Source organism: Pseudonocardia sp. D17 (assembly GCF_036984265.1).
In the GTDB taxonomy this organism is placed as follows: domain Bacteria; phylum Actinomycetota; class Actinomycetes; order Mycobacteriales; family Pseudonocardiaceae; genus Pseudonocardia; species Pseudonocardia benzenivorans.
On the sequence record NZ_BPRG01000098.1, the window covers coordinates 44,876 to 70,968 of the forward strand.

General features: G+C 72.7%; 28 protein-coding genes and 1 tRNA gene. 14 read left to right on the forward strand and 15 right to left on the reverse strand.

Annotation, left to right across the window (positions count from 1 at the left end; all coding sequences use genetic code 11):
- Positions 1-166 precede the first annotated feature (166 nt).
- The gene (locus PSD17_RS16555) at positions 167-3,070 is read left to right on the forward strand and encodes a UPF0182 family protein (RefSeq protein WP_173400086.1); all 2,904 of its coding nucleotides are present in this window, start codon (positions 167-169) and stop codon (positions 3,068-3,070) included.
- A gap of 263 nt (positions 3,071-3,333) precedes the next feature.
- Positions 3,334-3,407, forward strand: a tRNA-Met gene (locus PSD17_RS16560).
- Positions 3,408-3,485: 78 nt separating this feature from the next.
- On the opposite strand, the gene PSD17_RS16565 is transcribed toward PSD17_RS16560, so the two are convergent.
- Both PSD17_RS16565 and PSD17_RS16570 read right to left on the reverse strand, forming a co-directional pair.
- The gene (locus tag PSD17_RS16565; protein ID WP_103379736.1) at positions 3,486-4,961 is read right to left on the reverse strand and encodes a DUF2252 domain-containing protein; all 1,476 of its coding nucleotides are present in this window, start codon (positions 4,959-4,961) and stop codon (positions 3,486-3,488) included.
- A gap of 123 nt (positions 4,962-5,084) precedes the next feature.
- Positions 5,085-5,642: a potassium channel family protein gene (locus PSD17_RS16570; RefSeq protein WP_339123375.1), complete on the reverse strand. Its 558-nt coding sequence runs from the start codon at positions 5,640-5,642 to the stop codon at positions 5,085-5,087.
- A 306-nt stretch (positions 5,643-5,948) separates the two neighbouring features.
- Between PSD17_RS16570 and PSD17_RS16575 the strand changes: the two genes are divergently transcribed.
- Complete coding sequence (locus tag PSD17_RS16575; protein ID WP_339123377.1) at positions 5,949-6,959, forward strand: bile acid:sodium symporter family protein; 1,011 nt, start codon at positions 5,949-5,951, stop codon at positions 6,957-6,959.
- 248 nt (positions 6,960-7,207) lie between these two features.
- Here the strand turns inward: PSD17_RS16575 and PSD17_RS16580 are convergent, their stop codons facing one another.
- Positions 7,208-8,254: a nuclear transport factor 2 family protein gene (locus tag PSD17_RS16580; protein WP_103379735.1), complete on the reverse strand. Its 1,047-nt coding sequence runs from the start codon at positions 8,252-8,254 to the stop codon at positions 7,208-7,210.
- A 136-nt stretch (positions 8,255-8,390) separates the two neighbouring features.
- Between PSD17_RS16580 and sigJ the strand changes: the two genes are divergently transcribed.
- Positions 8,391-9,278 (forward strand): RNA polymerase sigma factor SigJ, encoded by an 888-nt coding sequence (gene sigJ / locus PSD17_RS16585; RefSeq protein ID WP_013673331.1) that lies wholly within the window; start codon positions 8,391-8,393, stop codon positions 9,276-9,278.
- A 78-nt stretch (positions 9,279-9,356) separates the two neighbouring features.
- Here the strand turns inward: sigJ and PSD17_RS16590 are convergent, their stop codons facing one another.
- Complete coding sequence (locus PSD17_RS16590; RefSeq protein ID WP_041759310.1) at positions 9,357-9,935, reverse strand: dihydrofolate reductase family protein; 579 nt, start codon at positions 9,933-9,935, stop codon at positions 9,357-9,359.
- Between the two features lie 74 nt (positions 9,936-10,009).
- The gene (locus tag PSD17_RS16595; RefSeq protein ID WP_339123380.1) at positions 10,010-10,855 is read right to left on the reverse strand and encodes a LysR family transcriptional regulator; all 846 of its coding nucleotides are present in this window, start codon (positions 10,853-10,855) and stop codon (positions 10,010-10,012) included.
- A 105-nt stretch (positions 10,856-10,960) separates the two neighbouring features.
- Between PSD17_RS16595 and PSD17_RS16600 the strand changes: the two genes are divergently transcribed.
- From PSD17_RS16600 to PSD17_RS16610, 3 genes are read left to right on the forward strand one after another with little or no spacing between them, the layout of a single operon-like run.
- Entirely contained in the window at positions 10,961-11,683 is a 723-nt protein-coding gene (locus PSD17_RS16600) for an SDR family oxidoreductase (RefSeq protein ID WP_013673347.1), read from the forward strand.
- A gap of 40 nt (positions 11,684-11,723) precedes the next feature.
- On the forward strand, positions 11,724-12,014 hold the full coding sequence (locus tag PSD17_RS16605) for an ArsR/SmtB family transcription factor (protein ID WP_041759319.1): 291 nt from the start codon (positions 11,724-11,726) through the stop codon (positions 12,012-12,014).
- Entirely contained in the window at positions 12,011-12,400 is a 390-nt protein-coding gene (locus tag PSD17_RS16610) for a VOC family protein (RefSeq protein WP_013673349.1), read from the forward strand. Before PSD17_RS16605 ends, PSD17_RS16610 begins: the two co-directional genes overlap by 4 nt.
- Before the next feature lie 36 nt (positions 12,401-12,436).
- Here PSD17_RS16610 and PSD17_RS16615 read toward each other — a convergent pair whose 3' ends face one another.
- Entirely contained in the window at positions 12,437-12,739 is a 303-nt protein-coding gene (locus tag PSD17_RS16615) for a hypothetical protein (RefSeq protein ID WP_339123384.1), read from the reverse strand.
- A 326-nt stretch (positions 12,740-13,065) separates the two neighbouring features.
- Positions 13,066-13,860 carry a DivIVA domain-containing protein gene (locus PSD17_RS16620; RefSeq protein WP_339123386.1) on the reverse strand — a complete coding sequence of 265 codons (795 nt, stop codon included), beginning with the start codon at positions 13,858-13,860 and terminating at the stop codon, positions 13,066-13,068.
- Positions 13,861-14,174: 314 nt separating this feature from the next.
- Here PSD17_RS16620 and larA point away from each other — a divergent pair, with 314 nt between their 5' ends.
- The gene (gene larA / locus PSD17_RS16625) at positions 14,175-15,455 is read left to right on the forward strand and encodes a nickel-dependent lactate racemase (protein ID WP_339123388.1); all 1,281 of its coding nucleotides are present in this window, start codon (positions 14,175-14,177) and stop codon (positions 15,453-15,455) included.
- Positions 15,456-15,488: 33 nt separating this feature from the next.
- On the opposite strand, the gene PSD17_RS16630 is transcribed toward larA, so the two are convergent.
- Together PSD17_RS16630 and PSD17_RS16635 are read right to left on the reverse strand one after the other, a co-directional pair.
- Entirely contained in the window at positions 15,489-16,331 is an 843-nt protein-coding gene (locus tag PSD17_RS16630; RefSeq protein ID WP_339123389.1) for an SDR family NAD(P)-dependent oxidoreductase, read from the reverse strand.
- 86 nt (positions 16,332-16,417) lie between these two features.
- Complete coding sequence (locus PSD17_RS16635; RefSeq protein ID WP_013673353.1) at positions 16,418-16,579, reverse strand: hypothetical protein; 162 nt, start codon at positions 16,577-16,579, stop codon at positions 16,418-16,420.
- A gap of 99 nt (positions 16,580-16,678) precedes the next feature.
- Here PSD17_RS16635 and PSD17_RS16640 point away from each other — a divergent pair, with 99 nt between their 5' ends.
- Together PSD17_RS16640 and PSD17_RS16645 are read left to right on the forward strand one after the other, a co-directional pair.
- A complete protein-coding gene (locus PSD17_RS16640; protein WP_339123391.1) occupies positions 16,679-17,437 on the forward strand; it encodes an AfsR/SARP family transcriptional regulator in 759 nt (252 codons plus the stop codon).
- Between the two features lie 8 nt (positions 17,438-17,445).
- A complete protein-coding gene (locus PSD17_RS16645) occupies positions 17,446-17,676 on the forward strand; it encodes an RNA-binding S4 domain-containing protein (protein WP_041760550.1) in 231 nt (76 codons plus the stop codon).
- 25 nt (positions 17,677-17,701) lie between these two features.
- Here the strand turns inward: PSD17_RS16645 and PSD17_RS16650 are convergent, their stop codons facing one another.
- From PSD17_RS16650 to PSD17_RS16665, 4 genes are all read right to left on the reverse strand, one after another.
- A complete protein-coding gene (locus tag PSD17_RS16650; protein ID WP_339123393.1) occupies positions 17,702-19,726 on the reverse strand; it encodes an acyltransferase family protein in 2,025 nt (674 codons plus the stop codon).
- Between the two features lie 137 nt (positions 19,727-19,863).
- Positions 19,864-20,517 (reverse strand): transglycosylase SLT domain-containing protein, encoded by a 654-nt coding sequence (locus PSD17_RS16655; protein ID WP_103379776.1) that lies wholly within the window; start codon positions 20,515-20,517, stop codon positions 19,864-19,866.
- A 574-nt stretch (positions 20,518-21,091) separates the two neighbouring features.
- Positions 21,092-22,159 (reverse strand): S-adenosylmethionine:tRNA ribosyltransferase-isomerase, encoded by a 1,068-nt coding sequence (locus PSD17_RS16660; protein WP_339123395.1) that lies wholly within the window; start codon positions 22,157-22,159, stop codon positions 21,092-21,094.
- Positions 22,156-22,857 carry an SDR family NAD(P)-dependent oxidoreductase gene (locus tag PSD17_RS16665; protein ID WP_013673359.1) on the reverse strand — a complete coding sequence of 234 codons (702 nt, stop codon included), beginning with the start codon at positions 22,855-22,857 and terminating at the stop codon, positions 22,156-22,158. The genes PSD17_RS16660 and PSD17_RS16665 overlap by 4 nt, the downstream gene beginning before the upstream one ends.
- Positions 22,858-22,910: 53 nt before the next feature.
- On the opposite strand from PSD17_RS16665, the gene soxR reads away from it, so the two are divergent.
- From soxR to PSD17_RS16685, 4 genes are all read left to right on the forward strand, one after another.
- Entirely contained in the window at positions 22,911-23,381 is a 471-nt protein-coding gene (gene soxR, locus PSD17_RS16670) for a redox-sensitive transcriptional activator SoxR (RefSeq protein ID WP_013673360.1), read from the forward strand.
- 85 nt (positions 23,382-23,466) lie between these two features.
- A complete protein-coding gene (locus PSD17_RS16675; protein ID WP_013673361.1) occupies positions 23,467-23,790 on the forward strand; it encodes an NIPSNAP family protein in 324 nt (107 codons plus the stop codon).
- A gap of 94 nt (positions 23,791-23,884) precedes the next feature.
- Positions 23,885-24,643 carry a hypothetical protein gene (locus PSD17_RS16680; RefSeq protein ID WP_339123397.1) on the forward strand — a complete coding sequence of 253 codons (759 nt, stop codon included), beginning with the start codon at positions 23,885-23,887 and terminating at the stop codon, positions 24,641-24,643.
- A gap of 19 nt (positions 24,644-24,662) precedes the next feature.
- Positions 24,663-25,400, forward strand: a complete 738-nt coding sequence (locus tag PSD17_RS16685) for a tyrosine-protein phosphatase (protein ID WP_013673363.1) — start codon at positions 24,663-24,665, stop codon at positions 25,398-25,400.
- A gap of 10 nt (positions 25,401-25,410) precedes the next feature.
- Here the strand turns inward: PSD17_RS16685 and PSD17_RS16690 are convergent, their stop codons facing one another.
- Together PSD17_RS16690 and PSD17_RS16695 are read right to left on the reverse strand one after the other, a co-directional pair.
- Positions 25,411-25,803 (reverse strand): hypothetical protein, encoded by a 393-nt coding sequence (locus tag PSD17_RS16690; RefSeq protein ID WP_013673364.1) that lies wholly within the window; start codon positions 25,801-25,803, stop codon positions 25,411-25,413.
- Positions 25,804-25,809: 6 nt separating this feature from the next.
- The gene (locus tag PSD17_RS16695) at positions 25,810-26,055 is read right to left on the reverse strand and encodes a hypothetical protein (RefSeq protein ID WP_013673365.1); all 246 of its coding nucleotides are present in this window, start codon (positions 26,053-26,055) and stop codon (positions 25,810-25,812) included.
- Between the last annotated feature and the right edge of the window lie 38 nt (positions 26,056-26,093).

The window sequence follows — 26,093 nt, forward strand, 5'->3', positions numbered from 1 at the left end:
GGAACCACACGCCCCTTCCGTAGAGTTGGCTCGTCAGGCGCACCGCCGTGCGGCTGCGACGACACCGTCCGACGACCCCGTCCGACGACGACGCCGTCACCGCCGCGTCCGGTCCGTGGCGGCGCCCGGCAGTTCGCACCCGACGTCAGGAGCGTGTCCCGTGGCCATGCGGCCCCCGGTGGGAGTCCCCTCGTTACCCCGCCGCACCCGGATCCTGCTGATCATCGCCGCGGTGGTGGTCGTGCTCCTCTTCGGCGGGTCGCGGCTCATCGACTTCTACGTCAACTGGCTGTGGTTCGGTGAGGTCGGCTTCCGCGAGGTGTTCACGACGGTGCTGTTCACCCGCACCGTGCAGTTCGTGCTCGGCGGCCTGCTCCTCGGCGGGCTCGTCTGGCTGTCGATGTGGCTGGCCTACCGCTTCCGCCCGGTCTTCGTCCCGGTCAGCGGCCCCGAGGACCCGATCGCCCGCTACCGCACCGTCGTCATCCAGCGGTTGCGGCTCTTCGCGATCGGCATCCCGGTGATCGTCGGCATCATCGCGGGGCTCGCGGCGCAGGGCGACTGGCAGACCGTCCAGATGTTCCTGCACGGCACGTCCTTCGGCCAGACGGACCCGGTGTTCGGCAAGGACGTCAGCTTCTACGCGTTCGACCTGCCCTTCTACCGGCTGCTGCTCGACTGGGTGATGGTCGGCGTCGCGATCTCGTTCGTCTTCGCCCTCATCACCCACTACCTGTTCGGCGGCATCCGGCTCTCCGGCCGGTCGGGCCAGATCTCCTCCGCGGCGCGCGCCCACCTGGCCACGCTGGCCGGTGTGTTCGTCCTGCTCAAGGCGCTCGCGTACTTCTTCGACCGCTACGAGCTGCTCTTCTCCGACCGCAACGCCAACTTCAACGGCGCGACCTACACCGACCTGAACGCGGTCATGCCGGCCAAGCTGATCCTGCTGTTCATCTCGATCATCTGTGCCATCGCGTTCTTCGTGTCGATCTTCCGGCGCAACCTGCAGCTGCCCGCCATCGCGCTCGTGCTGCTGGTGCTGTCGAGCATCCTGATCGGCGCGGCGTGGCCCGCGATCCTGCAGCAGTTCGTCGTCGGCCCGAACGCCAACGAGCGCGAGGCGACGTCGATCTCGCGCAACATCGAGGCGACGAGACAGGCGTTCGGGCTCACCGACGACAAGGTGACGATCGAGCCGTACTCGGGGACGTCGACGGCCACACCGGCCCAGGTGCGCTCCGACACCAGCACGATCCCGAACATCCGGCTGCTCGACCCGAACAAGCTGACCAAGACGTTCACGCAGCTCCAGCAGCGCCGCAACTTCTACGGCTTCCCGCAGAAGCTCGACATCGACCGCTACGACGTCAACGGGCAGACGCAGGACTACGTCGTCGCCGCGCGCGAGCTGGACAGCAGCGCGCTCGTCGGCAACCAGACCGACTGGATCAACCGGCACCTCGTCTACACCCACGGCAACGGCTTCGTCGCCGCGCCGGCCAACCAGGTCAACGCCGCGCTCGAGGACACCGGCGGTCAGGGCGGTCTGCCGCAGTTCACCGTCAGCGACACGTCGACGAAGGGCGCCATCCCCGTCGACGAGCCGCGGATCTACTACGGCGAGCTGATCACCGACTACTCGATCGTCGGGGCGCCGGAAGGCGCGGCGCCGCGCGAGTACGACTCCGACTCGCAGCAGTACACGTACGAGGGCAAGGGCGGGGTCTCGATCGGGAACCTGTTCAACCGCCTCGTGTTCGCCATCAACTACGGCGAGACGCGCATCCTCTTCAACGGGTCGATCAACAGCGACTCGAAGATCATGTACTACCGCGACCCGCTGCAGCGGGTGAAGAACGTCGCGCCGTGGCTGACCCTCGACGGCGACCCGTACCCGGCGGTCGTCGACGGCCGCATCCAGTGGATCGTCGACGGCTACACGACGCTGCAGAACTACCCGTACGCCCAGCAGGTCCCGCTCGGCACCGCGACGCGCGACAGCCTGCAGGGCGGCGTGCAGCGGCTGCCGGACACCAACGTCAGCTACCTGCGGAACTCGGTGAAGGCCACCGTCGACGCCTACGACGGCACCGTCACCCTCTACGCCTTCGACGACACCGATCCCGTGCTCAAGACCTGGGAGAAGGTCTTCCCGGGCACGGTGGAGCCGTCGTCGGCGATCAGTCCGGACCTGCGCGCGCACTTCCGGTACCCGGAGGACCAGTTCAAGGTCCAGCGCGAGCTGCTGACGCGCTACCACGTCGACAACCCGAGCGAGTTCTTCTCGACGGTGTCGTTCTGGGACGTGCCGTCCGACCCGACGGTCCAGGGCAACACGGGGGCGGGCCAGGAGGCGCAGCCGCCGTACTACCTGCTGACGGGCCTGCCCAACCAGCCGGGGGCGACGTTCCAGCTCACCAGCGCGCTCGTGAGCCTGCAGAGACAGTTCCTCGCCGCCTACATGACGGCGAGCTCCGATCCCGCGACCTACGGCAAGATCACGGTCCTGCAGCTACCCGCGGACACCCAGACACTTGGGCCGCAACAGGTGCAGGCCCAGTTCCTCGGCTCGCCCAGCGTGTCCCAGGAGCTGAACCTGTTGCGGCAGAACCAAACCACGATCGACTACGGCAACCTGCTGACGCTGCCCGTCGCGGGCGGGCTGCTCTACGTCGAACCGGTCTACATCGAGAGAGCCGGGCAGGACTCGTCCTATCCGCAGCTCGCGAGAGTGCTCGTGAGCTACGGGGGCCGGGTCGGCTACAGCCCCAACCTCGCGACCGCGCTCGACCAGGTCTTCGGTGCGGGCGCCGGCTCCGGCGCGACACAGACCGGCCAGGGTGGCGGTTCGCCGCCGCCGCCGACCACGGCCACCAGTCCACCGCCTGCCGCGGGCGGTGGCGGGGGTGGCGGCTCGAACCCGGCGGCCGTCGCAGCGGCCAACGAGATCGAGCAGGCGTTGACCCAGCTGAAGTCGGCCCAGCAGTCCGGCGACTTCGCGGCCCAGGGCCAGGCGCTCGCCGCGCTCGACGCCGCGGTGAAGAAGTTCCAGGCGGCACAGGGCGGCTGACGCCCACGACGACGCCCCGCCACCGGCCCGCCACGGGCCGGGGCGGGGCGTCGGCGCGTTCGGCCGGCCGCCGGTCCTGGGGCCACGGGCCGACGGCCGGGTGTGACCGGGAGCACGAAAGATCATCGGGCCCCGATTTCGACGAGTTTCGACCCGCCCGGGCGGGTCGTCGCAGGTCGGAGGGGTCGCGCGGGTGGTTGCCCCCCGGATGCGAGGACGTTTCGGGCCGGTGTACTGTTCTCACTACAACAGCAACACAGCAACGCGGGGTGGAGCAGCTCGGTAGCTCGCTGGGCTCATAACCCAGAGGTCGCAGGTTCGAATCCTGCCCCCGCTACTCAACCGGAGGGCCCCCGACCGTCATGGTCGGGGGCCCTCCGGCATTTCGTGTGCGCGGGTCGGGCCGCGGGTCTCGTCAGACGCCCTCCAGCGCCTCCAGCCGCCCGGACCGGATCGCCTTCACGAACTCCTCGTAGTCCTGCTCGTTCTGGTCCGCGTACCGCTCGGAGAAGTCGGTGATCGACCGGTCGAACGCGTCGTCGTCGCCGAGGTACTCGGAGATGGCGATCGGGTCGCCGGATCGGGCGTGCGCCCGCGCCAGGGTCCACCCGCACGTGCGCGCGTAGAAGGTGAGCCCGAGCGGTGACATCGCCTCCACGACGGCGGAACCCTTCATGTCGCGCAGCTGCCGCCAGTAGAAGTGCCGCTGCACGTCGACGCCCCGGGTCCAGCCGAGGAAGATGTCGCTCGAGGCCTGCATCATCCGCTGGCCGCGTACGACCCGCTCGCCGTGCTGCTTGTAGCGGCTGCGTGGCAGGTGGGCTTCGAGCACCGACGCGGTGGCCTCCTTGACCTGGAGGAACAGTGGGTCGTCGGCGTCGCGGCCCTGCAGCAGGACGATGAACGCCCGGGTGCCCACGCTGCCGACGCCGACCACCTTGCGCGCCATGTCGACCACCTCGAAGCGTTCCAGCAGGTGGCGATGGTCGTCCTGCAGGGTCGCCCGGTAGGCGCGGAGCTGTTCGCGGATCGTGCGCTCGACGTCGTCGGGGGACATGCCGTACGTGGGGGCCAGCTCGCGTGCGGGGACGACGATCGGCGGCTGGCTGACGATGCGGTACCGCCCGTCGACCAGCTCCCCGAGCTTGGACAGCGCCTGCAGGCTGTCGCGGGTGTGCGCCTTGGCCATGTTCTTCTCGGCGGTCTTCGCCGCCCGTCTGGCCTCCTTCGCCGCGATCTTCTCCTTCTTCGCCTGCTTTCCCTTCGTGTCCTTCCCCCGCTTCTCGGACTCGGCCACGACGCCGCGGACGGCGTTCATCAGCGTGTCCTCATCCATGCGCGCGTACCAGATGTCCATCGTGCGCATCTGCGCGAACTCGGCCATCGCCTCCCGATAGGCCGTGACGGACGCAATTGTCGACGCCCGGGCGTCCGCGGCCGAGAACCCGTTGTTCCGACCGGCGATCGTGAAGCTCGCCGCCATCCGCTTCACGTCGTACTCGAACGGCCCAGGCAGCGTCTCGTCGAAATCGTTCACATCGAACAGCAGCCTCCGTTCGGGGGAGGCGAACGCTCCGAAGTTCGACAGGTGCGCGTCGCCGCACAGCTGCACGTCCAGACCGGCGATCGGCGTGTCCTTGAGGTCGACCGCCATGATCTTCGCCCCGCCCCGGTAGAACGTGAACGGCGACGCCATCATCCGGCCGTGACGGACCGGCACCAGGTCGGGCTCGCGGGTGGCGTCCTGCTCCTCGAGCAGCGAGACAGGGTTCGGCCGGTCCGTCGCCGGGCGCCAACCGGAGTGGGCCGACGGCTCCGACCGGTCCCGGGCCATCAGCCCCTGGGCCTCACGGTCCGCGATGCTGGGATGCACGATCATCTTGGCGACCACTCGCCACACCTCCTGTACAGAGATCGGTTCCCGGAATACCTGGTGCAGCCCTGTCCCGGCTCACCCGCGGGGTGCGAATCCGTCGGACCCCGTGACCAGGCCGGGGACCCCTCTGCTCCTCGCTCAGTGATCGTTCTTCGTCCGACCGCGCTTGACGGCACCGACGATGACCCTGATGCCGATGCCGAGGACCACGAGGTTGGTGATCATCTGCACGGTGACCAGGACACGTGCCGGCTGCGTATGGGCGGTGATGTCGCCGAAGCCCACGGTGCTGAACACCGTCACCGTGAAGTACAGACTGTCGGTGTGGGTCAGGGGCCGTCCGAAGCTGTCCGGGGCCAGCGCGGCCAGTGCGATGTAGCTGGCGGCGAACAGCAACAGGAAGAACGGCACGCTCGTGGCCAGCGCCTCGACACCACGCAGGGTGGGGAAGTGTGACCGGAGGATCCAGCGGACCTGTACGGAGACCAGGACGGCGAAGCCCGCCAGCCCGATCAGCAGCATGGTCAGCGCCGCCGGGACGGACGAGTGATCGAGGGGCAGTACGTAGTAGAGGGTCAGCAGCGCGGCGACGGAGGCGGCCACCCGCACGGCGGTCCAGACGATCCGGCCGGCCGACGGACCGGCGTCCGGCCGGGCCGGGGGCACCGTCCCGTCGGGATCGATCACGACGTCCACCGCACGAATGCCGCCCCCCTGCTCGTCTCCCACGCAGGCGGCCGAACTCGCGTCGGTGCGGCGCGACCCGTCGGTGCGCGGCACGCTCCGTCGTCGCCGCCGACACGGGTGCCGGTGCCCGCTTCCCGTGGGCGTCGGATTCTGCGGGGGAAGCCTTGCCGGGGGCTCACTCGATTCAGGTGATGCACGGGCGCGCCCGGCCCGGAGGATGGCGTTTCGCCCGCTCCGCCCAGGGCGCGCGATCGGTTTCCCCGCGGATCCGGCGGCATCTCGACCGCATTTCGCGGAGCGGCGGTAAATGTCGCGATGACGTACGCCGGGGCCGGTGCGCGCACGTCGATCTGTCAGGACCGGAAGTCGGATGACCCGCGCGTGCAGGACGAGGAGGCCGACGTGCCGAGCGACGAACTGCTGGTCGTCATCAACTCGTTCGGCCTGTTGTTCGCGATCTTGAATTCCTTCACCCTCGGCCTGCGGCTCGAGGTGGGGCACATTCTGGGACATTTCTTCCAGAACTGGCGGGCGGCCGTCCGGGTGCTGCTCATCAACTTCGTGATTCTCCCGGCGCTCGTCATCGGGTTCGCCGCCATAGCGCCCGTGGACTCCGACATCAAGATCGGTTTCTGCATCGTCGCGCTGGCGGCCGGTGCGCCGTTCGCCCCGGCGATCACCCGCCTGGCCAGGGGCGACGTCGCCATGTCCACGTCGCTGTTCCTGGTCATGGTGGTGGTGACGGTCGTCCTCGTGCCGGTGGTGCTGCCGATCGCCATGTCCGCCGTCGTGCCCGATGTGCAGCGGATCGGGATCTGGAGCATCGCCTGGCCACTGCTCGCGTTCGTGATCCTTCCGCTGCTCGTCGGCTGTCTGATGCGCCTTCGCTACGAAGAGGTGGTGGCGAGCTGGGTGCGTCCGCTGCTCGTCGTCCAGCTCACCTGCCTGGTTCTGTACGTGAATCTCTTCATCTTCGCGTTCACGAGCCTCTTCGCCGAGGTGTGGTGGGGCGCCTATGTCGCGGCGATCGCCGTCCCGGTCCTCGGTATCGCACTCGGCAGCCTCATCAGTCGCAGGAGTACGGCGACCAGGCACGCATCGATAATCACGACCGCGCAGCGCAGTATCACGGGCGCGATCGTCGTGACGATCTTCAACTACACGCAGCCCCTGGCGAACGTGTCGGTGACGGTCATCAACACGATCGGGATCGTCATCCTTCTGGTGCTCGCCATCGAGTGGGGACGGGCGCGACCCCGGAAGAAGTCCGAACCGGCTCCGACCGCCGCGCCACCGACCCCTGAAGGCGCCGGACACATGCCGTGACGGAAGGTGCTGTCCCGAGGCCGAAGCTCGGGCTGTTCGGGACGAACGGGGGCAACGGGCTCACGATGACGGCGAGTGCTTCGAGACCGACACGTGGGCGGCGGGCGTCGCCCGGACGACCGAGAACATCATGAGGTCAGGCAGGCGATCCTCGCGACGGCGGGGCGCCGCCCGTTCCTGCGCCCGCGACGCGCTGCCGCGGGCGTGCGGTCCGGCATCCTCGTCCGGAGGGCGCGACCGGCGCGCGTTCAGAAGCCGACGGCCTCCCGCAGCAGCAGGACCGTGACCCGGCCCGGACGCTGCTCGGCGTTGAGCACGAGCAGGCTGTTGACGGCGCTGGGCCAACCGTAGGCCGCCTCGGTGCGGGCGCTCTCGAGCGGCAGGGCGTGCTCCTCGATCCGGCGCAGCGCGGTCGCGAGGTCGGGCACCACCTTCTGCGCCCCGACCACCCAGATCGCGCTGCTCGCCCCGCCTGCACAAGCCGGGACCTGGCTGCCGCTGCCCGACGCGACGACGATCGAGCCGGTCTCGGTGACCGCGGCGACGCTGCCCACCACGACGTCCGGGACAGAGATCAGACGTCGGATCTCGTCGGCGGCGGTCGCGCGGTCCATGGCCAGGACACGCGGCTTGACGGGGGAGTACCGGCTGCCGGTGTTGACGTCGGCGTCGATGCCGGAGAGCCGCAGCGTCTCGCTCGCGGACGTGAACACCGCCGCTCCCTCGGGAAGCAGGTCCCGGACCCGGCGGCGCGCAGCTGCGGTGTCGTCGAGGATCTCCACGCCGAAGCCGTTGGCGGCCAGGGCCGCGGCCGCCTTCTCGAGACGCTCGGCGGGCACCGCCTCGGCGAACGACGCGGCCGGCCCCGGCGCGGCGCCACCGAGAGGGGTGGTGTCGAGGTAGCGGACCTCGTAGACGCGCTCGGCGAACTTCCAGCCGTCGTCCGTGCGCCGGTAGCGGTCGTGGTAGATCGCGAAGTTCACCCCCTCCCGGCCGTCGAGGGTGCGGGCGAGCTCCTGGACGTGGGCGCGACCGGTCGCGACGTCGCCGTCCAGCCGGATGGAGCCCGGGTGCGTCGTCTGGACGAAGAAGTCCCAGTTCGCCTGGAGGCGTTCCCCGCCGGTGCGGATCTCGTCGCGTCCGGTCAGCTCGACCGGGACGTTCGGCATCCGCAGCACACCGTCGGCGGTGAAGAGGGATGCGAGGCGCGCGCGGTCGCGCATCATCACCGCGTCGCTGTACTCGCCCCGCAGCGCCTCGATCTCGACGCGGTCGGCGATGGCCTGGTCGGTCATGTCTCTCCTCGGGTGTCCTGGAGCCGTGCGGCTCACCCGGGTTCGACGACGCAGTGGGCCGCTTTGTGAGGTGGCGCCTCACAGAACGCCGGTCCGGCGCGTCGAGTAGGGAAGTGTGGACACGACGGGAGGGCCCATGACCGACGGTACGGATCCCGCGATCGACGTGGTCGTGCGCGAGCGACGGCAGCTGCTCAACCTCGCCTACCGCCTGCTGGGCTCGCTCGCCGAGGCCGAGGACGCGGTGCAGGAGACCTACGCACGCTGGTACGGCCTTTCCGACGAGGGCCGCCGCGGCATCGGGAACCCGGGCGCCTGGCTGACCCGGGTCGCCGGGCGGGTGTGCCTGGACCAGCTCCGCTCGGCGCGGGCCGCCCGCGAGACGTACGTCGGGGACTGGGTCCCCGAGCCGCTGCCCGAACCCGCCGACCCGGCCGATCCCGCTTCACAGGTGACGCTCGACGAGTCCGTGACGATGGCGTTCCTGGTGGTGCTCGACGCCATGACCCCGGCCGAGCGGGTCGCGTTCGTCCTGCACGACGTGTTCCGCTACCCGTTCGCCGAGGTCGCCGAGGTCGTCGGGCGCACCCCGGCGGCCTGCCGGCAGTTGGCGACGTCCGCCCGGCGCCGGATCGGGGCGGCCCCGGCCGCGGTCTCCGGGGCGGCCGGACAGGCCGCGGTCGTCCGGGACTTCCGGCGGGCGTGGGAGGCCAAGGACATCGCCGCGCTTGTCGGGCTCCTCGACCCGGACGTGGTGGCGGTCGCCGACGGCGGCGGAGTCGTGCCCGCGCACCGGGAGCCGATCCGTGGCGGTGAGCAGGTGGCCCGCGCCTACGTCGAGATCTCCCGCGTGGCGCCCGGAGTGACGCTGCTGGAACGCACCGTCAACGGCCTGCCCGGCCTGGTCGCCCGGAAGGACGGGGCGACCCTCACGGTCTTCGCCTTCGACGTCGTGGCCGGCCGGATCACGCGCATCTGGGCGGTCCGCAACCCCGCGAAGCTCCGGACGTGGGCGCCGGCCTGAACGGCACGGCCACCGGCTCGCCAGTGGCCTGAACGGCACGGCCACCGGCTCGCCGGGGACCGGTCGGCGGGGGAGGACTCAGGGGTGGAGCGTCGGGCGGTAGACGAGCTCCTGGATGTGGCGGTCGAGCGTGCGCTGCGAGACGAGCTCGAGGTCGAAGTCCGCCGCGCCCGCGAAGATCGGGCCCAGCCCCGTGCGGCCGGTGATCACGGGGAACAGCGTCACCTGGACGAGGTCGACCAGGCCCGCGCCCATCAGCGCCCGGTTCATCGCGAGGCTGCCGTGCGAGCGCAGCGGCACGTCGGACTCCTTCTTGAGCCGGGCGACGACGTCGACGGCGTCACCGCTGACGACCGTCGCGTCCGGCCAGTCGAGGGGCTCCCGCAGCGTCGTCGAGACGACGGTCGCCGGCATCGTCGTCATCCGCGTCACCCACGGGTCGCGGACCTCGTCGATCCCGGAATCCGGGGCCAGCATCTGGGTGAACGCGCGGAACGTGTTGGCGCCGAACACCATCCGCTGTTCCTCGCGGTACAGGTCGAGGCGGTGGTCGAGGAGCTCGGGGCCCTGCTTGCCCCAGTAGCCGGTCCAGTCGCCGCCGGCTGCGCCGAAGCCGTCGAGGCTGGAGAAGACGTCGAAGGTGTACGTGGCGGTCATGATGGTCCCCCAGGATGCGGTCCCGTTCGGTGTCGAGATGCAGACCCGCGACCGCACCGGAACTCATCGGCCGGTCAGAGCCGCGCCGCGCTCCGGACGAGGTCGGCGACGGCGCGCGACCGGCTCTGCGGGGGCCAGGCGATCACCGTGGTCACCGCGGGGGCGTCGACCAGGGGGATGGCGACGACATCGTCGCGCAGGTGGACGCGGACCGACTCGGGCAGCACCGCGAGCGTCCGGCCGAGGGCGATCAGCTGCAGGAGCTGGGAGTGGTCGCGGACCTCCGGACCGGGGCCCGCCGGGTAGGTGCCGTCGCGGCGGGGCCAGCGCGGCTGCGGGAGCCCGGGTACCGCGGCGACGTCGTCGGTGCGCAGCCGGCTGTGGCTGGTCAGCGGGTGTCCCGCGGGCAGGAGCACCACCTGCCCCTCGGTGTGCAGGTCCTCGCAGTCGAATCCGGTCGTCGAGTCGAAGGGCCGGTGCAGGAGGGCGACGTCGGCGCGGCCGTCGCGCAGCATCGGCTCCTGTTCGCCGCGTCCGCAGAGCACGACGTCGACGGGGACGGCGCCGGGCTCGGCCGCGTAGGCGTCGAGCAGCTTCGCCAGCAGCTCGTTCGACGCGCCCGCCTTCGTGACGAGCACCAGCCCGGCGTCGCTGCTCCCGGCTGCCGCGCGGCGGGTGCGGCGCTCGGCGGCGTCGATCGCGGCGAGCGCGGCGCGGCCCTCGCGCAGGAGCACCTCCCCGGCCTCGGTCAGTGTCACGGAGCGGCTGGTCCGCTCGAGCAACGTCGCTCCGAGCCTGCGCTCGAGCAGGCCGATCGCCCGTGACAGCGGGGGCTGGGCGATCCCGAGGCGCCGGGCCGCCCGCCCGAAGTGCAGCTCCTCGGCGACGGCGACGAAATACCGCAGCTCCCGTGTCTCCACCACACCCACAGTACCCGTGTGGACCTGCGTCGATACCGCGGTGATATCGACGGCGACCCGATCGGTGTTGGAGCGCGCGACCACTCCGGGCGCACTGTGGACCGCATGAGCGAACGCACGATCGCGCTGGTCACCGGCGCGAACAAGGGGATCGGGTACGAGATCGCGGCGGGCCTCGGCGCGCGCGGGATGTCGGTCGGGGTCGGTGCGCGTGACGACGGGCGTCGCGCCGTGGCCGTCGAGAAGCTTCGGGCCGCGGGCGTCGACGCGTTCGGTGTACCGCTGGACGTCACCGACGACGAGAGCGTCGCCGCTGCGGCCCGGCTGCTCGAGGAGCGGGCCGGTCGGCTGGACGTGCTGGTCAACAACGCGGCCATCACCGGCGGTGGGCCGCAGGAGCCGACGGTCGTCGACCTCGCGACGGTGCGGACGGTCGTCGAGACCAACGTGCTCGGGGTCATCCGCGTCACCAACGCGATGCTGCCGCTGCTGCGGCGCTCCACGTCGCCACGGATCGTGAACATGTCCAGCGGCGTCGCCTCGCTGACACGCCAGAGCCAGGGGGGCGACGTCGGCCCGATCTCGGCCGCGTACGCGCCGTCGAAGACCTTCCTCAACGCGGTGACCATCCAGTACGTCAAGGAGCTGCAGGGAACGAACATCCTGGTCAACGCCGCGTGCCCCGGCTACGTCGCGACGGATCTCAACGGCCACCGTGGCCACCGGACACCGGAGCAGGGCGCGGCGACGGCCATCCGGCTCGCGACGCTGCCCGACGGCGGGCCGACGGGCGGGTTCTTCGAGGACGCGGGTGTCGTGCCCTGGTGAGCGTTGACACGCAAGTGGTGACTTGCGTATAAATCCGGTGGTGGACGCCGACCTGTTCAAGGCGCTCGGCGACGCGACGCGACGAACGATCCTCGACGAGCTGATCGAGAGGGACGGCCAGACCCTCTTCGAGCTGTGCGGCCGGCTGGTCATGCGGCACGGCCTCACCTCGTCGCGGCAGGCGATCTCGCAGCACCTCGCCGTCCTCGAGCAGGCCGGCCTGGTGCACACCCGGCGCCAGGGCCGGTACAAGTTCCACCACATCGACACCAGCCCGTTGCGGGCGATCGTCGAGCGGTGGCCCGTCGAGAGGGAGGCAACCGACCCGTGATCAGGATCAACCTCGCCAGCGTGTGGGTCGACGACCAAGCGAAGGCGCTGGCCTTCTACACGGAGAAGCTCGGGTTCCTCAAGAAGACCGACGTGCCGATGGGCGAGGCGCGGTGGCTCACCGTCGTCTCGCCTGCGGTGCCGGACGGGGTCGAGCTGCTGCTGGAGCCCGACGGGCACCCCGCCGCGAAGCCGCTGAAGGAGGCGCTCGTCGCCGACGGCATCCCGTTCACGCAGTTCGCGGTCGACGACGTGTACGCCGAGCACGAGCGGCTGACCGGGCTGGGCGTGGTGTTCACCCAGGAGCCCACCGACTTCGGGCCCGTCGTCACCGCGGTACTCGACGACACCTGCGGCAACCTCATCCAGCTCGCGACGATGAAGTAGCCGGGCGGTCCCGGCCGTGGTGCGCAGGTGCAGCCGTCAGCCGACGCGCGCGTCCCACTCGATGTGGTGGCCGAACAGCCACTCGCTCGGGCCTGCACCGGTCCGTGCCGCCCGGGCGGCGACCAGCGGCATGATCACCTTGTCGCGGATGACCCGCGTGACCGGCCCGGCGGTCTTGCCCGACCCGTTGCGCCTGCCCTGCCTGACGACCTTCTCCACCCGCTCGCGGCGCTGCGACTCGTACCCGGCGAAAGCTGAGTCGATCGACGGATGGTCGCGCAGGCAGCGGGCCAGCGTCACGGCGTCCTCGATCGCCATCGCGGTCGTCGACCGGTTCATGACCGAGGCCGCCGCGCTCCAGCAGAAGGCGACGGCCGAGCTGGCCGGCGACGCGACGGCGACACCGGGCCGGGGGGTGGACGAGCGGCGCCACCGACGGTGACCCGCCGCGCGGGACCGGACGGCCCGCGACGGGCGCGCCGACCCCGGCGGGCCGCACCCGGGTCGCGCAGCTCGGCGGCATCCCGGCGTAGGGCCTGCCGGCGCTGCAGGGCATGGGGCCCAGGGCGATCCGGATCTCGGGCGGCGCTCGCGGACCGCGGCACGCCGGCCCGACACGTCGCGGCGCCGGTACCCGTCGGGAACCGGCGCCGCGATGGTCGGCGTCAGGTGGCGGCCTGCGAGGCGTGGGCGCCGCGGCGGCCGGGGACGGACCCGGAGCCCTCGCGCGGGGCCGGGGCCGGCTGTCCCAGCTCCTTGCCCAGCACGCCGGCGAGCCGGCTCAGCTCGGCGCGGACGTCGGCCTGCACGGCCGTGAGGCGCTCGACCTCCTGGTTCGCCTTGTCCTCGCGACGCCGCGCGGCCTGCTCGGCCACCTTGCGGGTCTCCTCGGCTGCGGCCTCGGACTCCTGGCGCAGCCGCTCTGCGGCCCGGGCGGCGTTGGCGTGCAGCTCGTCGGCCTGCTCGCGGGCGGCGGCCAGCTGGTCGGCGATCTGCTGCTCGCGGTCCTGCAGCTCCGACGCACGCTGCGCGGCCTGCTGCTCCATCGCCGAGGCCCGGCTGATCAGGCTCTGCTCCACCTCGTGGCGGTGCTGCTCGGCCTCGGTGCGCGCCTTCTCGACGATGCCGGACGCCTCCCGGGAGGCGTTGGCGCGCAACTCCGTCGCCTCCTGCTCGGCCATGCGCAACAGCTTCTCCGCGCGGAAGCCGAAACCCTCCTCGGTCGGCGCGGCCGGCTCCGGAGCCGGCCGGTTGCGGGCCTCGCGCAGCTCGCGCTCGGTGGCCTCGGCATGTTCGGTCGCGAGGCGGAGCTTGCGCTGTCCCTCGGCGATCTCGGTACGCATGCGCCCGAGCTTCTCGACGAGCTCGGCGACGTACTCGTCGACCTGCCTGCGCTCGTACCCGCGCATGGCGACCGGGAATTCGGGCACGTTCTCGGTCGTGGGGATCGGTCCGGTCACAGAGGTTTTCCTCCTGGAGGGCGGGGTGCCGAGCACCTCGCGCGTCGGACGTGCGGAAAACGGACATGGAGCGGTGACGGCGGGCTGACCTGCCCGTCGTCGGGTGCGTCGCCTGGGGAGCGGCAAGGGACCGGGGAAATCCGGTTCCGTGAGGGATGTCGGGCGTGGGCGCCGTTACGTTATCCACGTCGCGCACGGCGGCCACCAGGTCCGTTCGGCGGAATCGCTGGTGCGACGAATGGCCGCACCGTCGCAGTGTCGTCCCGGATACGGCAGCCTGTCGTCGATGGACGGTTGCCGGGAGGGGAACAACGGTGGGTGAGCGCACGGTCCGACTCGCATACGGCCACAGCGGCTTGGAGGTGGACCTACCGGCCGGCCGGACGACGGTCGTCGAGCCACGGCACCTGACGGTGACGACGCCACCGGAGCAGCTCGTCCGCGACGCGCTGCGCAACCCGGTCGCAGGGCCGCCGCTGCGGGAGGTCGTCCGGCCGGGGCAGCGCGTCGCGATCTCGATCTGCGACGGCACCCGCCCGCAGCCGCGCGAGCTGATGCTCACCGAGATCTTCGCCGAGCTCGACGGGATCGTCGCACCCGACGACGTGACGATCATGGTGGCCACCGGCACCCACCGCGGCAACACCGACGACGAGCTGCTCGCCATGCTGGGCAAGGAGATCCTCGGGACCTACCGGGTCGTCAACCACGACGCGCGCGACGAGTCCACCCTGGTGTGGCGCGGTCGCCACGGCGCCGACGTGCCCGTCTGGCTCGCCCGCGACTGGGTGGAGGCCGACGTCCGGCTCACGACCGGTTTCGTGGAACCACACTTCTTCGCCGGCTTCAGCGGCGGTCCGAAGCTCGTCGCGCCGGGGCTCGCGGCGCTGGAGACCGTCCTGACGCTGCACGACGCCCGGCGGATCGGGGACCCGAAGGCGATCTGGGGGATCTGTGAGGGCAACCCCGTCCACGACGACGTCCGCGCCATCGCCGCGGCGACCGGCGTCGACTTCGCCTGCGACGTCATCCTCGACCGCGACCAGCGCGTCGTCGCCGCGTTCGGCGGGGAGGTGCTCGCGATGCACGCCGTCGCGCGGGAGGAGGCGCGCCGCGTCGCCATGGTCCCGGTCGACGGGCTGTTCGACGTCGTCGTCACCACCAACGCCGGGCACCCCCTCGACCAGAACCTCTACCAGGCGGTCAAGGGCATGTCGGCGGCCGCGACCGTCGTGCGCCCCGGCGGGCGGATCGTCTGCGCCGCGGAGTGCCGCGACGGTTTCCCCGACCACGGCTCGTTCCGCGAGGTGCTGGCCTCCGCCGACTCCCCGCGCGCGCTGCTGGAGTCGATCGCCGCCCGCGAGCGGACCGTCCCGGACCAGTGGCAGGTGCAGGTGCTGGCCCGCGTCCTCGACCGGGCGCAGGTGGCGGTCCGCACCGACTTCCTCGACGCCGACGACCTGCGCTCGGCGCACCTGCTGCCGTGCGAGGACGTCCGCGCCACCGTCGACGAGGCCCTCGCCACCGCGGGTCCCGACGCGCGCGTGTGCGTGCTCCCGGAGGGCCCGCTGACCCTGCCCTACGTCGCCGCCTGAGGCGACCGGCACGCCTCCGCCAGCCACGCACGGTCAGCGCATCGCGCGTGCGGCCATGATGCTGCTCAGCCGCGTCATCCCCGCGGGGGAGAGGCGGGTCAACCGCCACATCAGGCCCGCGTACCGGGGCACGGCCACGAGCGCCTTGTTGCGGTCGACGGCGCGCAGCACGTCGGCGGCCAGCGTGTCGGCGTCGTAGAGCTTCCCGCCGCTCATCTTCGTGATCATCCTGCGGGTGTCGACAGTGTCGTCGGACGGGATGCGCGGCAGATCGGACGGCGGGCCCTTGTCGAGCAACGGGGTGTCCACTCCCGCCGGGCACACGACCGTGACGCGTACGCCGTACCGGGCGGCCTCGGCGCGCAGGCTCAGCGACAGCCCGACGACCCCCCACTTCGTCGTCGCGTAGGAGGTCAGCCCCGGGCACGGGACGAGCCCGGCCATCGACGCCGTGTTGACGATGTGCCCGCGCCGCTGCTCGACCATGACGGGATAGGCCGCGTGCACCCCGTGCACGACGCCCCGCAGGTTGACGTCGACGACGCGGTCCCAGTGGGCGGACGTCAGCTCCTCGACGGGGCCGCCGATGCCGAGCCCGGCGTTGTTGACCATGATGTCGAGCCCGCCGCGGGCGTCGACGGTGTCGGCGACCAGCTTCTCGACGGCCGACCCGTCGCGGACGTCGAGCTCGGTGGCCACGGCGGTCCCGGGACCGCGGGCGGACATGGCGTCCGCGGCCGACGTCGCCCCCTCGATGTCGACGTCGGCCAGCACGACGGTGTCGCCGCGGGTGACGAGTGCCGCGCCGAGGCCCCTCCCGATCCCCGACGCGCCGCCCGTCACGATCGCGATCCGTGCCCTGCGCGGGTTCGTCATGCCGTCCACCCTGCCGGGCACGGCCGCGGCCTCACCAGGGCCCAAACTCCTCCGGGAGCGCGAGCCGAGGCCGCCGAGGGGCGCCCCTAGTCGGGGACGATCTCGATCCAGCCGCGCACGACCTCCGGTGTCACCGATCCCTGCAGGTCGGGGTGGTCGGACCGGACGTGGTCGAGCACCGCCGTCACGACGGGCCCCTCCTGGGCGTCGCGGGTCTGGAAACCGCACTCGCAGGTCACCTGGTTCACAGCTGCTCCGATCGTCGGACTCCGCGGCGCCGGCTCCGGCGCCCTTGCCGATCCGAAAGTATTGACACCGACCCTGCCGAAAACCTGCAATTGTGCGTCGTGGTCCGGATCCAGCTGCACGGACGCTTCGCGCTCGCGGTCGACGGCAGGTCCGTCGAGCAGGCCTTGCCCGGCCGGCGCGGCAGGCTGCTGGTCGCGCTGCTGGCCGATGCGCGGCACGGCCCGGTCGACCGCAGGACGGTCGTGGAACGGCTGTGGGCACCGGCGGCCCCGCCCGACGGCGCCTATGCGACGTTCACCGCGCTGCTGTCCAAGGTCCGGGCCCTGGCCGCGCCCGCGGAGATCCGGGGCCGGTCCGGTCTGCAGCTGGTCCTGCCGGAGGGGTCGATCGTCGACGGCGCCGTCGCCGGGGCCGCACTGCACGCCGCCGAGGCCGCGACGGCGCAGCGCGACTGGAGGCGGGCCTGGACCGAGGCGCTGAGCGCGCTGTTCGTGCTGCAGCGCACGTTCCTCGCCGACTTCGACGAGCCCTGGGTGCTGCGCCGCCGCGAGGAGCTCGCGCACGACCGGCGCCGGGCGCTGACCTGCTACGCGGAGGCGTGCCTGCAGCTCGGGCCGACCGAGCTCGCGAGCGCCGAGCGCAGCGCCCGCGCGCTGGTCGACGAGGACCCGCTCTCCGAGACCGGGTACCGGTTGCTGATGCGCGCGCTCGACCGTCGCGGCGACCGCGGTGCCGCGCTGGAGGTCTACGAGCGGCTCACCCGGGTGCTGCGCGACGACCTCGGCGCCGTCCCGGGGCCGGTGAGCCGGGCGCTGCACGCGGAGCTGCTCGGGGCGGCGCCGAGCGGCCGGGGATGATGGGCGGCATGCCCACCAGGCCCCCGATCCGTCAGATCCCGATCCGCGAGGAGCCCATCCGGCTCGGCCAGTTCCTCAAGCTCGCCGGCCTCGCCGAGGACGGTGTGCACGCGCGCGAGCTCGTCGAGTCCGAGGCCGTGCAGGTCAACGGCCGGCTCGAGACCCGCCGCGGCGCCCAGCTGCGGGCCGGGGACGTCGTCGCGGTGGGCGACGAGCGGGCCCGCCCGGTCCTGGACTGAGGCGCCGCCCGGGGCCCGGCGCCCGTCACCACCCCAGCGCGGCGTCGATCCGTTGCTCGACGATGGGCGCCATCGACGCGGTGAACGTGGCGGTGAGGTGGTTGTCGTCCATGTAGACCAGCACGTTGCCGATCTCGGCCGGGCACTGCCCGTCGGGCGTGCACAGCAGGTCGCTGAAGTCGAGGAAACGCACGTTGGGCGGGACGTTCGGGGCCGCGACGTACGACGGCACCGCGGGGTACCAGGCGTCGCGCTCGGCACCGCACTCCGGCGCGCCGCGGCCCTTCTCCTGCACGCAGTCGGGCGGGCGGAAGTCGAAGCGCGGGTTGTCGCGCACCGCCAGGACCGGGATCCCCGCGTCGGACAGCCGCGTCCAGGCCTCCACGAATCCCGCCGGCGTCTGCTCGGTCCGGCCCGCCCGGACGTCGCGGCTGGCCAGGGTGAACACGGCGTCCGGACGCATGTCGAGGATCGCCTGGATCGCGGCGCCGTTGCGGTCGAGGCACTCGGTGTTCCCGGGCTCGGTGTCCGACGTGGTCGAGAACGGGCAGGCGCCGCGCAGCATGGAGACGATCTCCCAGTTGTGCCGCTGGGCTATCGGCTGCAGGGCGCCGAGGTACTGCTGCGCGTGCGAGTCGCCGACGACGACGACCCGCCGCGCCGGCTCGCCGCCGGTGGCGAGCGTGCACGTCTCGAGCGGCGGGTGGGCGGCGTCGGGGCCGCAGGTCCAGCCGTCGTCCTGGCGGGCCCAGTCGTCGGCGATGGAGACCATGGGCGGAAGCGGCTCGATGCTGCCGGAGTCCACATGGGCGTAGCCCGCGACGGTGGCCATCGCGCCGGGGTGCTGGGGGTCACCGATCGCGGCCCCGTGGTCGGCCCGTACCAGCGCGACCGCCTGCCACACCCCCGCCGACGCGAGCACGAGGACCAGCGCCACCATGCCGAGCCGGTACTGCCGAAGGGGTGACCGGCTGCGTCGTCGCATGGGTTCCTCGACGAGATGATGGGTCAGTACCGCCAGCACGAGCGACAGCAGGATCACGAACATGCCGCCCTCGAGCCCGGCGGTGGCGCTGTCGGTGAGGACGAGGACGTACAGCAGCACGGGCCAGTGCCACAGGTACAGCGAGTAGCTGATGTCGCCCAGGTAGCGCAGCGGACGCGTGGACAGAAACCGGTCGGCGCCGCGGGGGTGCCCGGTCGCGCCCGCCAGCAGGACGAATGCGGCCGCGCCCGTCGGCCAGAGTGCCGCGTACCCGGGGAAGACGCTCCCGACCTGCAGCACCGCGCCGCACGCGACGAGTCCGAGGACCCCGGTCCAGCCGAGCAGCACCCGCAGCTTCTGCGGCAGGTCGACGCGGTCGATCCACAGCGCGAGCAGCCCGCCCAGTGCGAACTCCCACACCCGCGTCAGCGAGTGGAAGTAGGCGAGCGGCTGGTCGCTGATCGTCAGGAAGACGGAGTAGGACAGCGACGCCACGAGCACCGCGGCGAGCACCCGGGTGAGGGTGCGGTCCAGGCGCGCGCGTCCCGCGACGAGCACGACCGCGCCGACCAGCAGCGGCCACACGATGTAGAACTGCACCTGGATCGACAGCGACCAGAAGTGCTGCACGACGCTGGCGGTCTGGTGCTGGGCCGAGTAGTCGACCGAGTCCGCGGCCAGCCGCCAGTTCTCCAGGAAGAACGCCGAGGCGGCGACCTCCCGGATCGTCTGCAGCCAGCGGGCCTCCGGGAGGACGACGAGCCCCGCGACGACCGTCGCGACCAGGACGACCGCCGCCGCCGGCAGCAGCCGCGCGATCTGCCGCCCCCAGGTGCGGGTGAACCCGATGGGCCCGCGGGCGGCCGTGCGGTGCAGCTGCCCGGTGATCAGGAATCCCGAGACCAGGAAGAACACGTCGACGCCGCCGGAGATCCGGTCGAACCACACGTGGTAGACGACGACGAGCGCGACGGCGAGGGCGCGCAGGCCCTGCAGCTCCGGCCGGTAGCGGCGGGTGCTCGCGGTCCCGGTCTCGACGACGGGGGGAGCGGGCAGCGCGGACATCGTGGGGAATTCTCGCATCCCGGAGATCACGGGCGGCGACGGAGGTGTCACCGGGACGTTACGGGCACGTCGTCGGCCGGCCACCGCGGCCGTGCGGGGACGGCCGGGACGTCCGGCGGCGGCGCGGCCCGTAGCCGTCAGTAGCCGATGTACTGGCCGAGGTGGTTGCTGCGGCCGCCGGACACCAGCGTGTCGACGCCGTAGGTCGCGATCATGTAGCGGACACCCGCGGTGATGTTCGCGACCGGGTCGGTGATCGGCCGGTTGGCCAGGCTCGGCGCGACGAACTTGCGGAAGGTCGACGGGATCGTCTGCATGAGGCCCTGGGAGGGTGTTCCGCGGGCGGCGTTGGCGTCCCAGTTGTTGATCGCGCGGGGGTTGCCGCCGGACTCGGCCATGATGATCTTCTTGATGCCCGGCGCGTAGGACTGCGGCATGTCCATGATGCGCAGCGCCTCGGCGATCCAGCCGTCGAGCCCGCCCTGGGCGACGATCTGGTCGATCCGCGCGTTCTCGGCCGCCTCCTGTGCGGCCTGCGCGTGCAGCGCGGCGAGCTGGTCGGCGAGCTTGCCGCCCTTGTCGAGCGCGGCGATGTCGGGGTCGGTCGAGTCGGCCGGCGTCTGCGTGTCCGCGGCGTTGACGACGAACGAGACCGGGGACAGCGTGCCCAGTGTCGACGACGACCTGTGGGCGGGAGCGGGGTCGACCGGGAGTGCGACGGCGTTGGCGGCCAGCGACGTCGGGATCTCGGCGGCGTCGGCGATGCTCGGGGCGCCGGTGGTGCTGGGCATGACGAGAGCGAAGGCGCCGGTCGTGACCACGCCCACGGCCGCGCCGAGGGCGGCGGTGGTGTGCGCAGCGTTGCGCCGGGCCTGCTCGGTGACGAGCGGCCTACGGGCAGTCTGGTGCCGTGACGTGGCTCGGTTCGGGGCCGAATCCACTGGCACACGCCTGCCGCCTGGGGAGCGGTGGCTTGCCAAGACCTGTCCTTCCGCGATCAGCCGTCACTCGCGGACATCCGGTTCGGGGCCCGGGAGCCGGTGGGGAGTCCGGCTCGGTTGTCGCTCGTGATCGGATCGTGACTGCGGCCAGGAGATTACGGAAGGTGAACGGCTGGAGACAAGCAGATCCGGTGCCTGTCGGCGCTCACCGCCCGCCGCTCGACGGTCGGCGCTGCGGCGGCCGGTCGCGCCGACCCGGCGACGAGCGGTCACCGGACACGGTCGGCGGTCGTTCCCGCAGCAACGACCCGGTCCCGGATGATCACCGCGGAAGCCGTTCGGCGCCGGCGGTCCGGTGCGGCCGGTCGCGTCCCGGTCGTCCCCGGCTGCGCGACACGTCCCGGGAGCCGTCCTGCCGGCCGGCTCACCGTCCGTGGCGGGGCAGGAGCAGGCAGCTGTCGCCGAACTCGTGCCACAGGTAGCCCTCGGCGAGCGCCGCCCCGTACGCCGCGGCCACGAGCTCCCGACCCGCGACGGCCTCGAGCAGCAGCAGGTGCGAGGCCTGCGGCTCGTGCCAGCCGGTGACGAGCCCTGTCGTCACCCGCGCCGGCCGGTGCGGGCCCAGCACGAGGTCGGTCCAGCCGCTGCCGGCGCGGACGGTGCCGTCCTCGTCCGCGACGGTCTCGAGGGCCCGGGTGACGGTCGTGCCGACGGCGACCACGCGGCCGCCCACGGCGCGGGTCCGGTTGACGGCGTCGGCGGTGCGGGCGGGTACCCGGAACCGCTCGGGCAGCGGTGGCTCGCCCACCTCCGGTGACGAGACGCCCGTGTGCAGGACGAGCTCCGCCACTCCGACGCCGCGTGCCGCGAGCCGGTCCAGCACGGCGCGGGTGAACGGCCGTCCGGCGCTGGGCATCTCGGCACTCGCGAACCCGCGTACGGGCCTGGCGAGCACGGTGCGGAACGCCTCGATCGGCGGAACCGTCCCCAGGTACGGGTAGGTGATCGGCCTGCCGTGCAGCTCCAGCCAGTCCGCGAGTCCGCGTCCCGGCGTCCCGGTTTCCACGATCGCGCGCCAGAGCCTGCTCGTCGTCGCACCCAAATCGGGGTGCGCGGCGACCAGCACGGCGTGCGCCCCGGCGGGCAGCGTCACGACCTCGCCGGGCCGGCCGTCGTGGACGCGTTCCCGGCCCGGTGTGCGCAGCTCGACGACCCAGCGGTCGGGCGCCCCCGGTGCCGGCCCGCTGACGTGCAGGACGACGGGGCGGCCGTCGCCGCGGGTGCCCGCGACCGCCGCGGGCACCGTTGTCGAGGTGTTGACGACGACGAGGTCGCCCGGCGCGAGGGACGCGGCGAGGTCGCGGAACCGGCGGTGCCGGACCGGTCGCCCGGCCCGGGCGACGAGCAGCCGGACCCCGTCGCGCGGTACGCCCCGGGACTCGGGCGGCGCGGTGGCCGAGAGCCCGTCGGGCAGCACGAACGACACGGTCATCGTGTCGCCTCGAGCAGGTCGGCCGCCCGGTGCCGGCCGCTCGGCGGCCGCTGCCGCAGCAGCCCGAGCAGGGCCGGGACGACCGTCGCCGGTTCCGGCCGGTCGGAGATGTCCTCCCCGGGGAACGCGCGCTGGTGCATGTCGGTGCGCATGTCGCCGGGGTCGAACGCGTAGACCCGCAGCCCGGGCTCCTCCGCGCCGAGGACGGCGGCGAGCTGGTCGAGCGCGGCCTTCGTCGCGCCGTAGCCACCCCAGCCGGGATAGGCCTCGACGGCGGCGTCGGAGCTCAGCGTCACGACCGTCCCGGCCGGTCCGGTGCGCAGGAACGGCAGCAGCAGGCGGGTCAGCGCGAGCGGTGCCGCGACGTTGGTCTCCCAGAGATCGGCGAACGCGTGCGGCGCCAGCTCGGCCAGCCGCGGCAACGGGCTGGGGCCGAGCGTCCCGGCGTTGTGCACGAGCAGGTCGAGGCCACCCGCCCGGCGGACGGCGACGTGGAGCGCCCCGCGGTGTGCCGCGTCGGTGAGGTCGCCGGGGACGGCGACGACGGTGCCGGGCCCGGGGAGGTCCGCGGTGGCGGCGGCGAGCGCCGCGGCGTCGCGGCCGTCGACGACGACGGTGTCGCCGCGCGCCACGAGGGCCGCGGTGAGGGCGAGACCGAAGCCGCGCGCGGCCCCGGTGACGAGCGCTGTGGTTGTCATCCCCCTACGATGGAAGTTGAAGTCAGCTTGAGGTCAAGGGGCCGGGGGGATCGATGGACAGCCACGACCTGCTCACGATCGGCGAGGTCGTCGAACGCAGCGGGTTCCCGCACTCCGCGCTGCGCTTCTACGAGCGCGAGGGGCTGGTCAGCGCCTCGCGCACATCGGGAGGGCAGCGGCGCTACGAGCGCGGCGTGCTGCGCCGGCTCGCGTTCATCCGTGCGGCGCGCGCGGTCGGGGTCGGGCTCGACGAGGTCCGCGACGCTCTCGACCGGCTGCCCGCCGGCCGCACGCCGACCAAGGCGGACTGGACGCGGCTCTCGCGGTCGTGGCGCGGCCGGCTCGACGAGCAGATCGAGGCGCTCGTCGCGCTGCGCGACGGGCTCGACTCCTGCATCGGCTGCGGCTGCCTGTCGCTCGCCCGCTGCCGGCTGTGGAACCCCGGGGACAGGGTCGCCGTCCAGGGCGACGGCGCGCAGCTGCTGCCGCCCGCGCTGCGTCGCCCCGCGGCTCGCGAGGTGTGACCGTCGTCGCCACCCCGGGACGCCTCGGTTTCCTACGATCACCACGGCGCGATCAGCGGCGACGAGGCCCCGACGAGGAGCGACGATGATCTACGAGATCCGCGAGTACACGACCGTCCCGGGGCGGATGCCCGCGCTGGTCCGACGGTTCAACGACCACACCAAGCGGATCTTCGCCAAGCACGGCATGGACTGCGTCTTCCTGTCGCTCACCGCGCTGGGCGACAACTCCAACAACGAGCTGGTCTACGTCATGCGGTTCGACTCGCTGGCCGACATGGACGCCAAGTGGAGCGCGTTCCTCACCGACCCCGAGTGGGTCGCGGCGAAGGCGGCCAGCGAGGAGGACGGCCAGATCGTCGCGAAGCTGCACCGTCGCGTCCTGAACCCGGCGCCGTTCGCGGACTGACATCGAGCGGACCCGCGGGGAGGTGCCGGCAGGCCCCCGTTTCGGGATGCTGGCACCCCTGACCCTGCAGGGCCGGCGGCGAACACTGCCGGGTATGCACAGGACGGGGAACCGGGGACTGCTCCCGCTCGTGGCGACGGCCGCCGCGGCACTGGTCGCGTTCTCGGCGTGCTCGACGACCGTCACGGGCGCACCGGCGCCGACCGCCTCGTCGAGCACGTCCTCGGGCACCTGGACCGACGCGCACGAGACGGCGCCGCTGGGTGTGCCGGCCGGTGCCGCCACCGCGACGGCGCCCCCCGCGGCCAGCGGCATCCCGGGTGCCCGCAACCTGGCCGTGGCCGCCGACGGCCTGCGGCCCTTCCTACTCACCGACGCCGACCTCGGCCCCGGGTTCGTCTCGGCCGCCGAGCCCCGGCCCGACCCGTCGGCGCCCGCGGTGTGCGGTGGGCCCGGCGTCGTCGCGCAGTTCCCGGACGCGGTGCGCGTGGGCGTCGCGTTCGAGCGACCCGGCGGGGCGGTCCGCGTCCAGGAGGCCGTGTCGGTCTACGCGGACCGCGCGACCGCCCAGGCCGCTTTCGACGCCGGCGTCCGCGGGCTCGACTGCGGCCAGGGCACGCTCGGCGGCCGGTCGGTCGTCGTCACGCCGGCGGAGGACCTGAAGGCCGACGTCGGCGGCGGCGAGGCCACGGGCTGGCGGATCGGCGCCGAGGGCAGCGACATCCTGGTCATCTCCGTGCACAGCGACGAGGTCGTCATGGTGTTCACGTTCGTCACGCCGGAAGGGGCGCCGGTGGGGCCGCCGGACCCGCTGGTGGTGACGCGGGGCGCAGTCCAGAAGCTGGTCGGCTGAGCCGGGTTACCGTGCGGGGGTGACGGCAGTCGACCGCTGGCTGGAGCTCGAGGGACTCGACAATGTGCGCGACGTCGGCGGGCTGCCCGTCGTCGGCGGCGGCACGACGCGCTCCGGGGTGCTGCTGCGCAGCGCGTCCCTGCACTACGTGACCCCGGCCGACGTGCGCCATCTCGTCGAGACGTTCGGGCTCTCGCTCGTGCTCGACCTGCGGACCACCCGCGAGATCGACCGCGACGGCCCGACGGCCGTCGCCACGGCGGGGGTGGAGACCGTCGCGCTGAGCTTCATCCCCGAGGAGGGCCGGGCCCTGCCCGAGACCGGCGACGACACCGACCCGTTGCTGCGCAACTACCTCGGCTATCTGGCCGACCGCCCGGACAACGTCGTGGAGGCCGTGCGGCGGCTCGCGGCGCCGCAGGCCGGTCCGGCGCTCGTGCACTGCGCGGCCGGCAAGGACCGCACGGGCGTCCTCGTCGCGCTCGTGCTCGACACGGTCGGCGTCGAGCACGAGGCGATCGTCGACGACTACGCCCTCTCGGCCACCCGCGTCGAGGCGCTGTTCCGGCGCTGGACGACGATCGAGGGCGGCGAGATGCCCGCGGACCTGACGCCGCACCTGCCGCGCGCGGAGGTGATGGCGGCCGTCCTGGAGACCCTCGCCCGCGAGCACGGCGGCGCCGCGGGCTGGCTGCGCGCGAACGGTCTGGACGACGACGCGATCGCGCGGCTCCGGGAGCGCCTCACGGCCTCGTGAGTGCACAGGGTCAGGGAAGCTCCTCGATCCGGACGCCCTCGTCCATCTTGCGGAGCGCGGCCGGCTCGCCCGTGACGGCGGGCCAGCCCCGGCGCCGGGACGCGGCGACGACCTGGCCGGTGACGAGATCGTCCTGCCCCGAGGCGGCCATGAGCAGGCCGGACTCCTGGGCCATGGCGGGGCTGAGCTCGTCGATCACGGTGTTGGGCAGGCCGAGCAGGACCTGCAGCGCCGCATGATGTTCGGGGCCGACCAGCGACCAGGCCCGACCGAGCGCGGCGCTGGGGATGGCCAGCACGATGTTCGCCTCGACGGCCGCCCAGACCAGTGCCCGCACGTACACCGGGCGACCGGTGGCGAACGCCGCCAGCGCCGACGCGTCGAGAATCCTTCCGCCGATCACCGCGTGTCAGCCGACGGTCGCCGGCGGCGGGACGAGGCGCAGCGACCGCCGCGCCGCGTCGAGCTCGTCGGGCGGCGGGGGCCCGCCGTAGAGGTCGGCCAGCGTCGCCAGCGACCGGTCGCGCGACTGTCGCGCCGCCACCGCCTCCGCGACATACGCCGACAGGCTGGCCGAGTGACCGAGGCGGACCGCGTCCCGTGCCACGGCCACCAGCTCCGCCGGCAGCGTCACCGTCACCCGTTCACTGCGCATACTCGCAGGCTACCGGGTGCATACCCGATCCGGCGCGG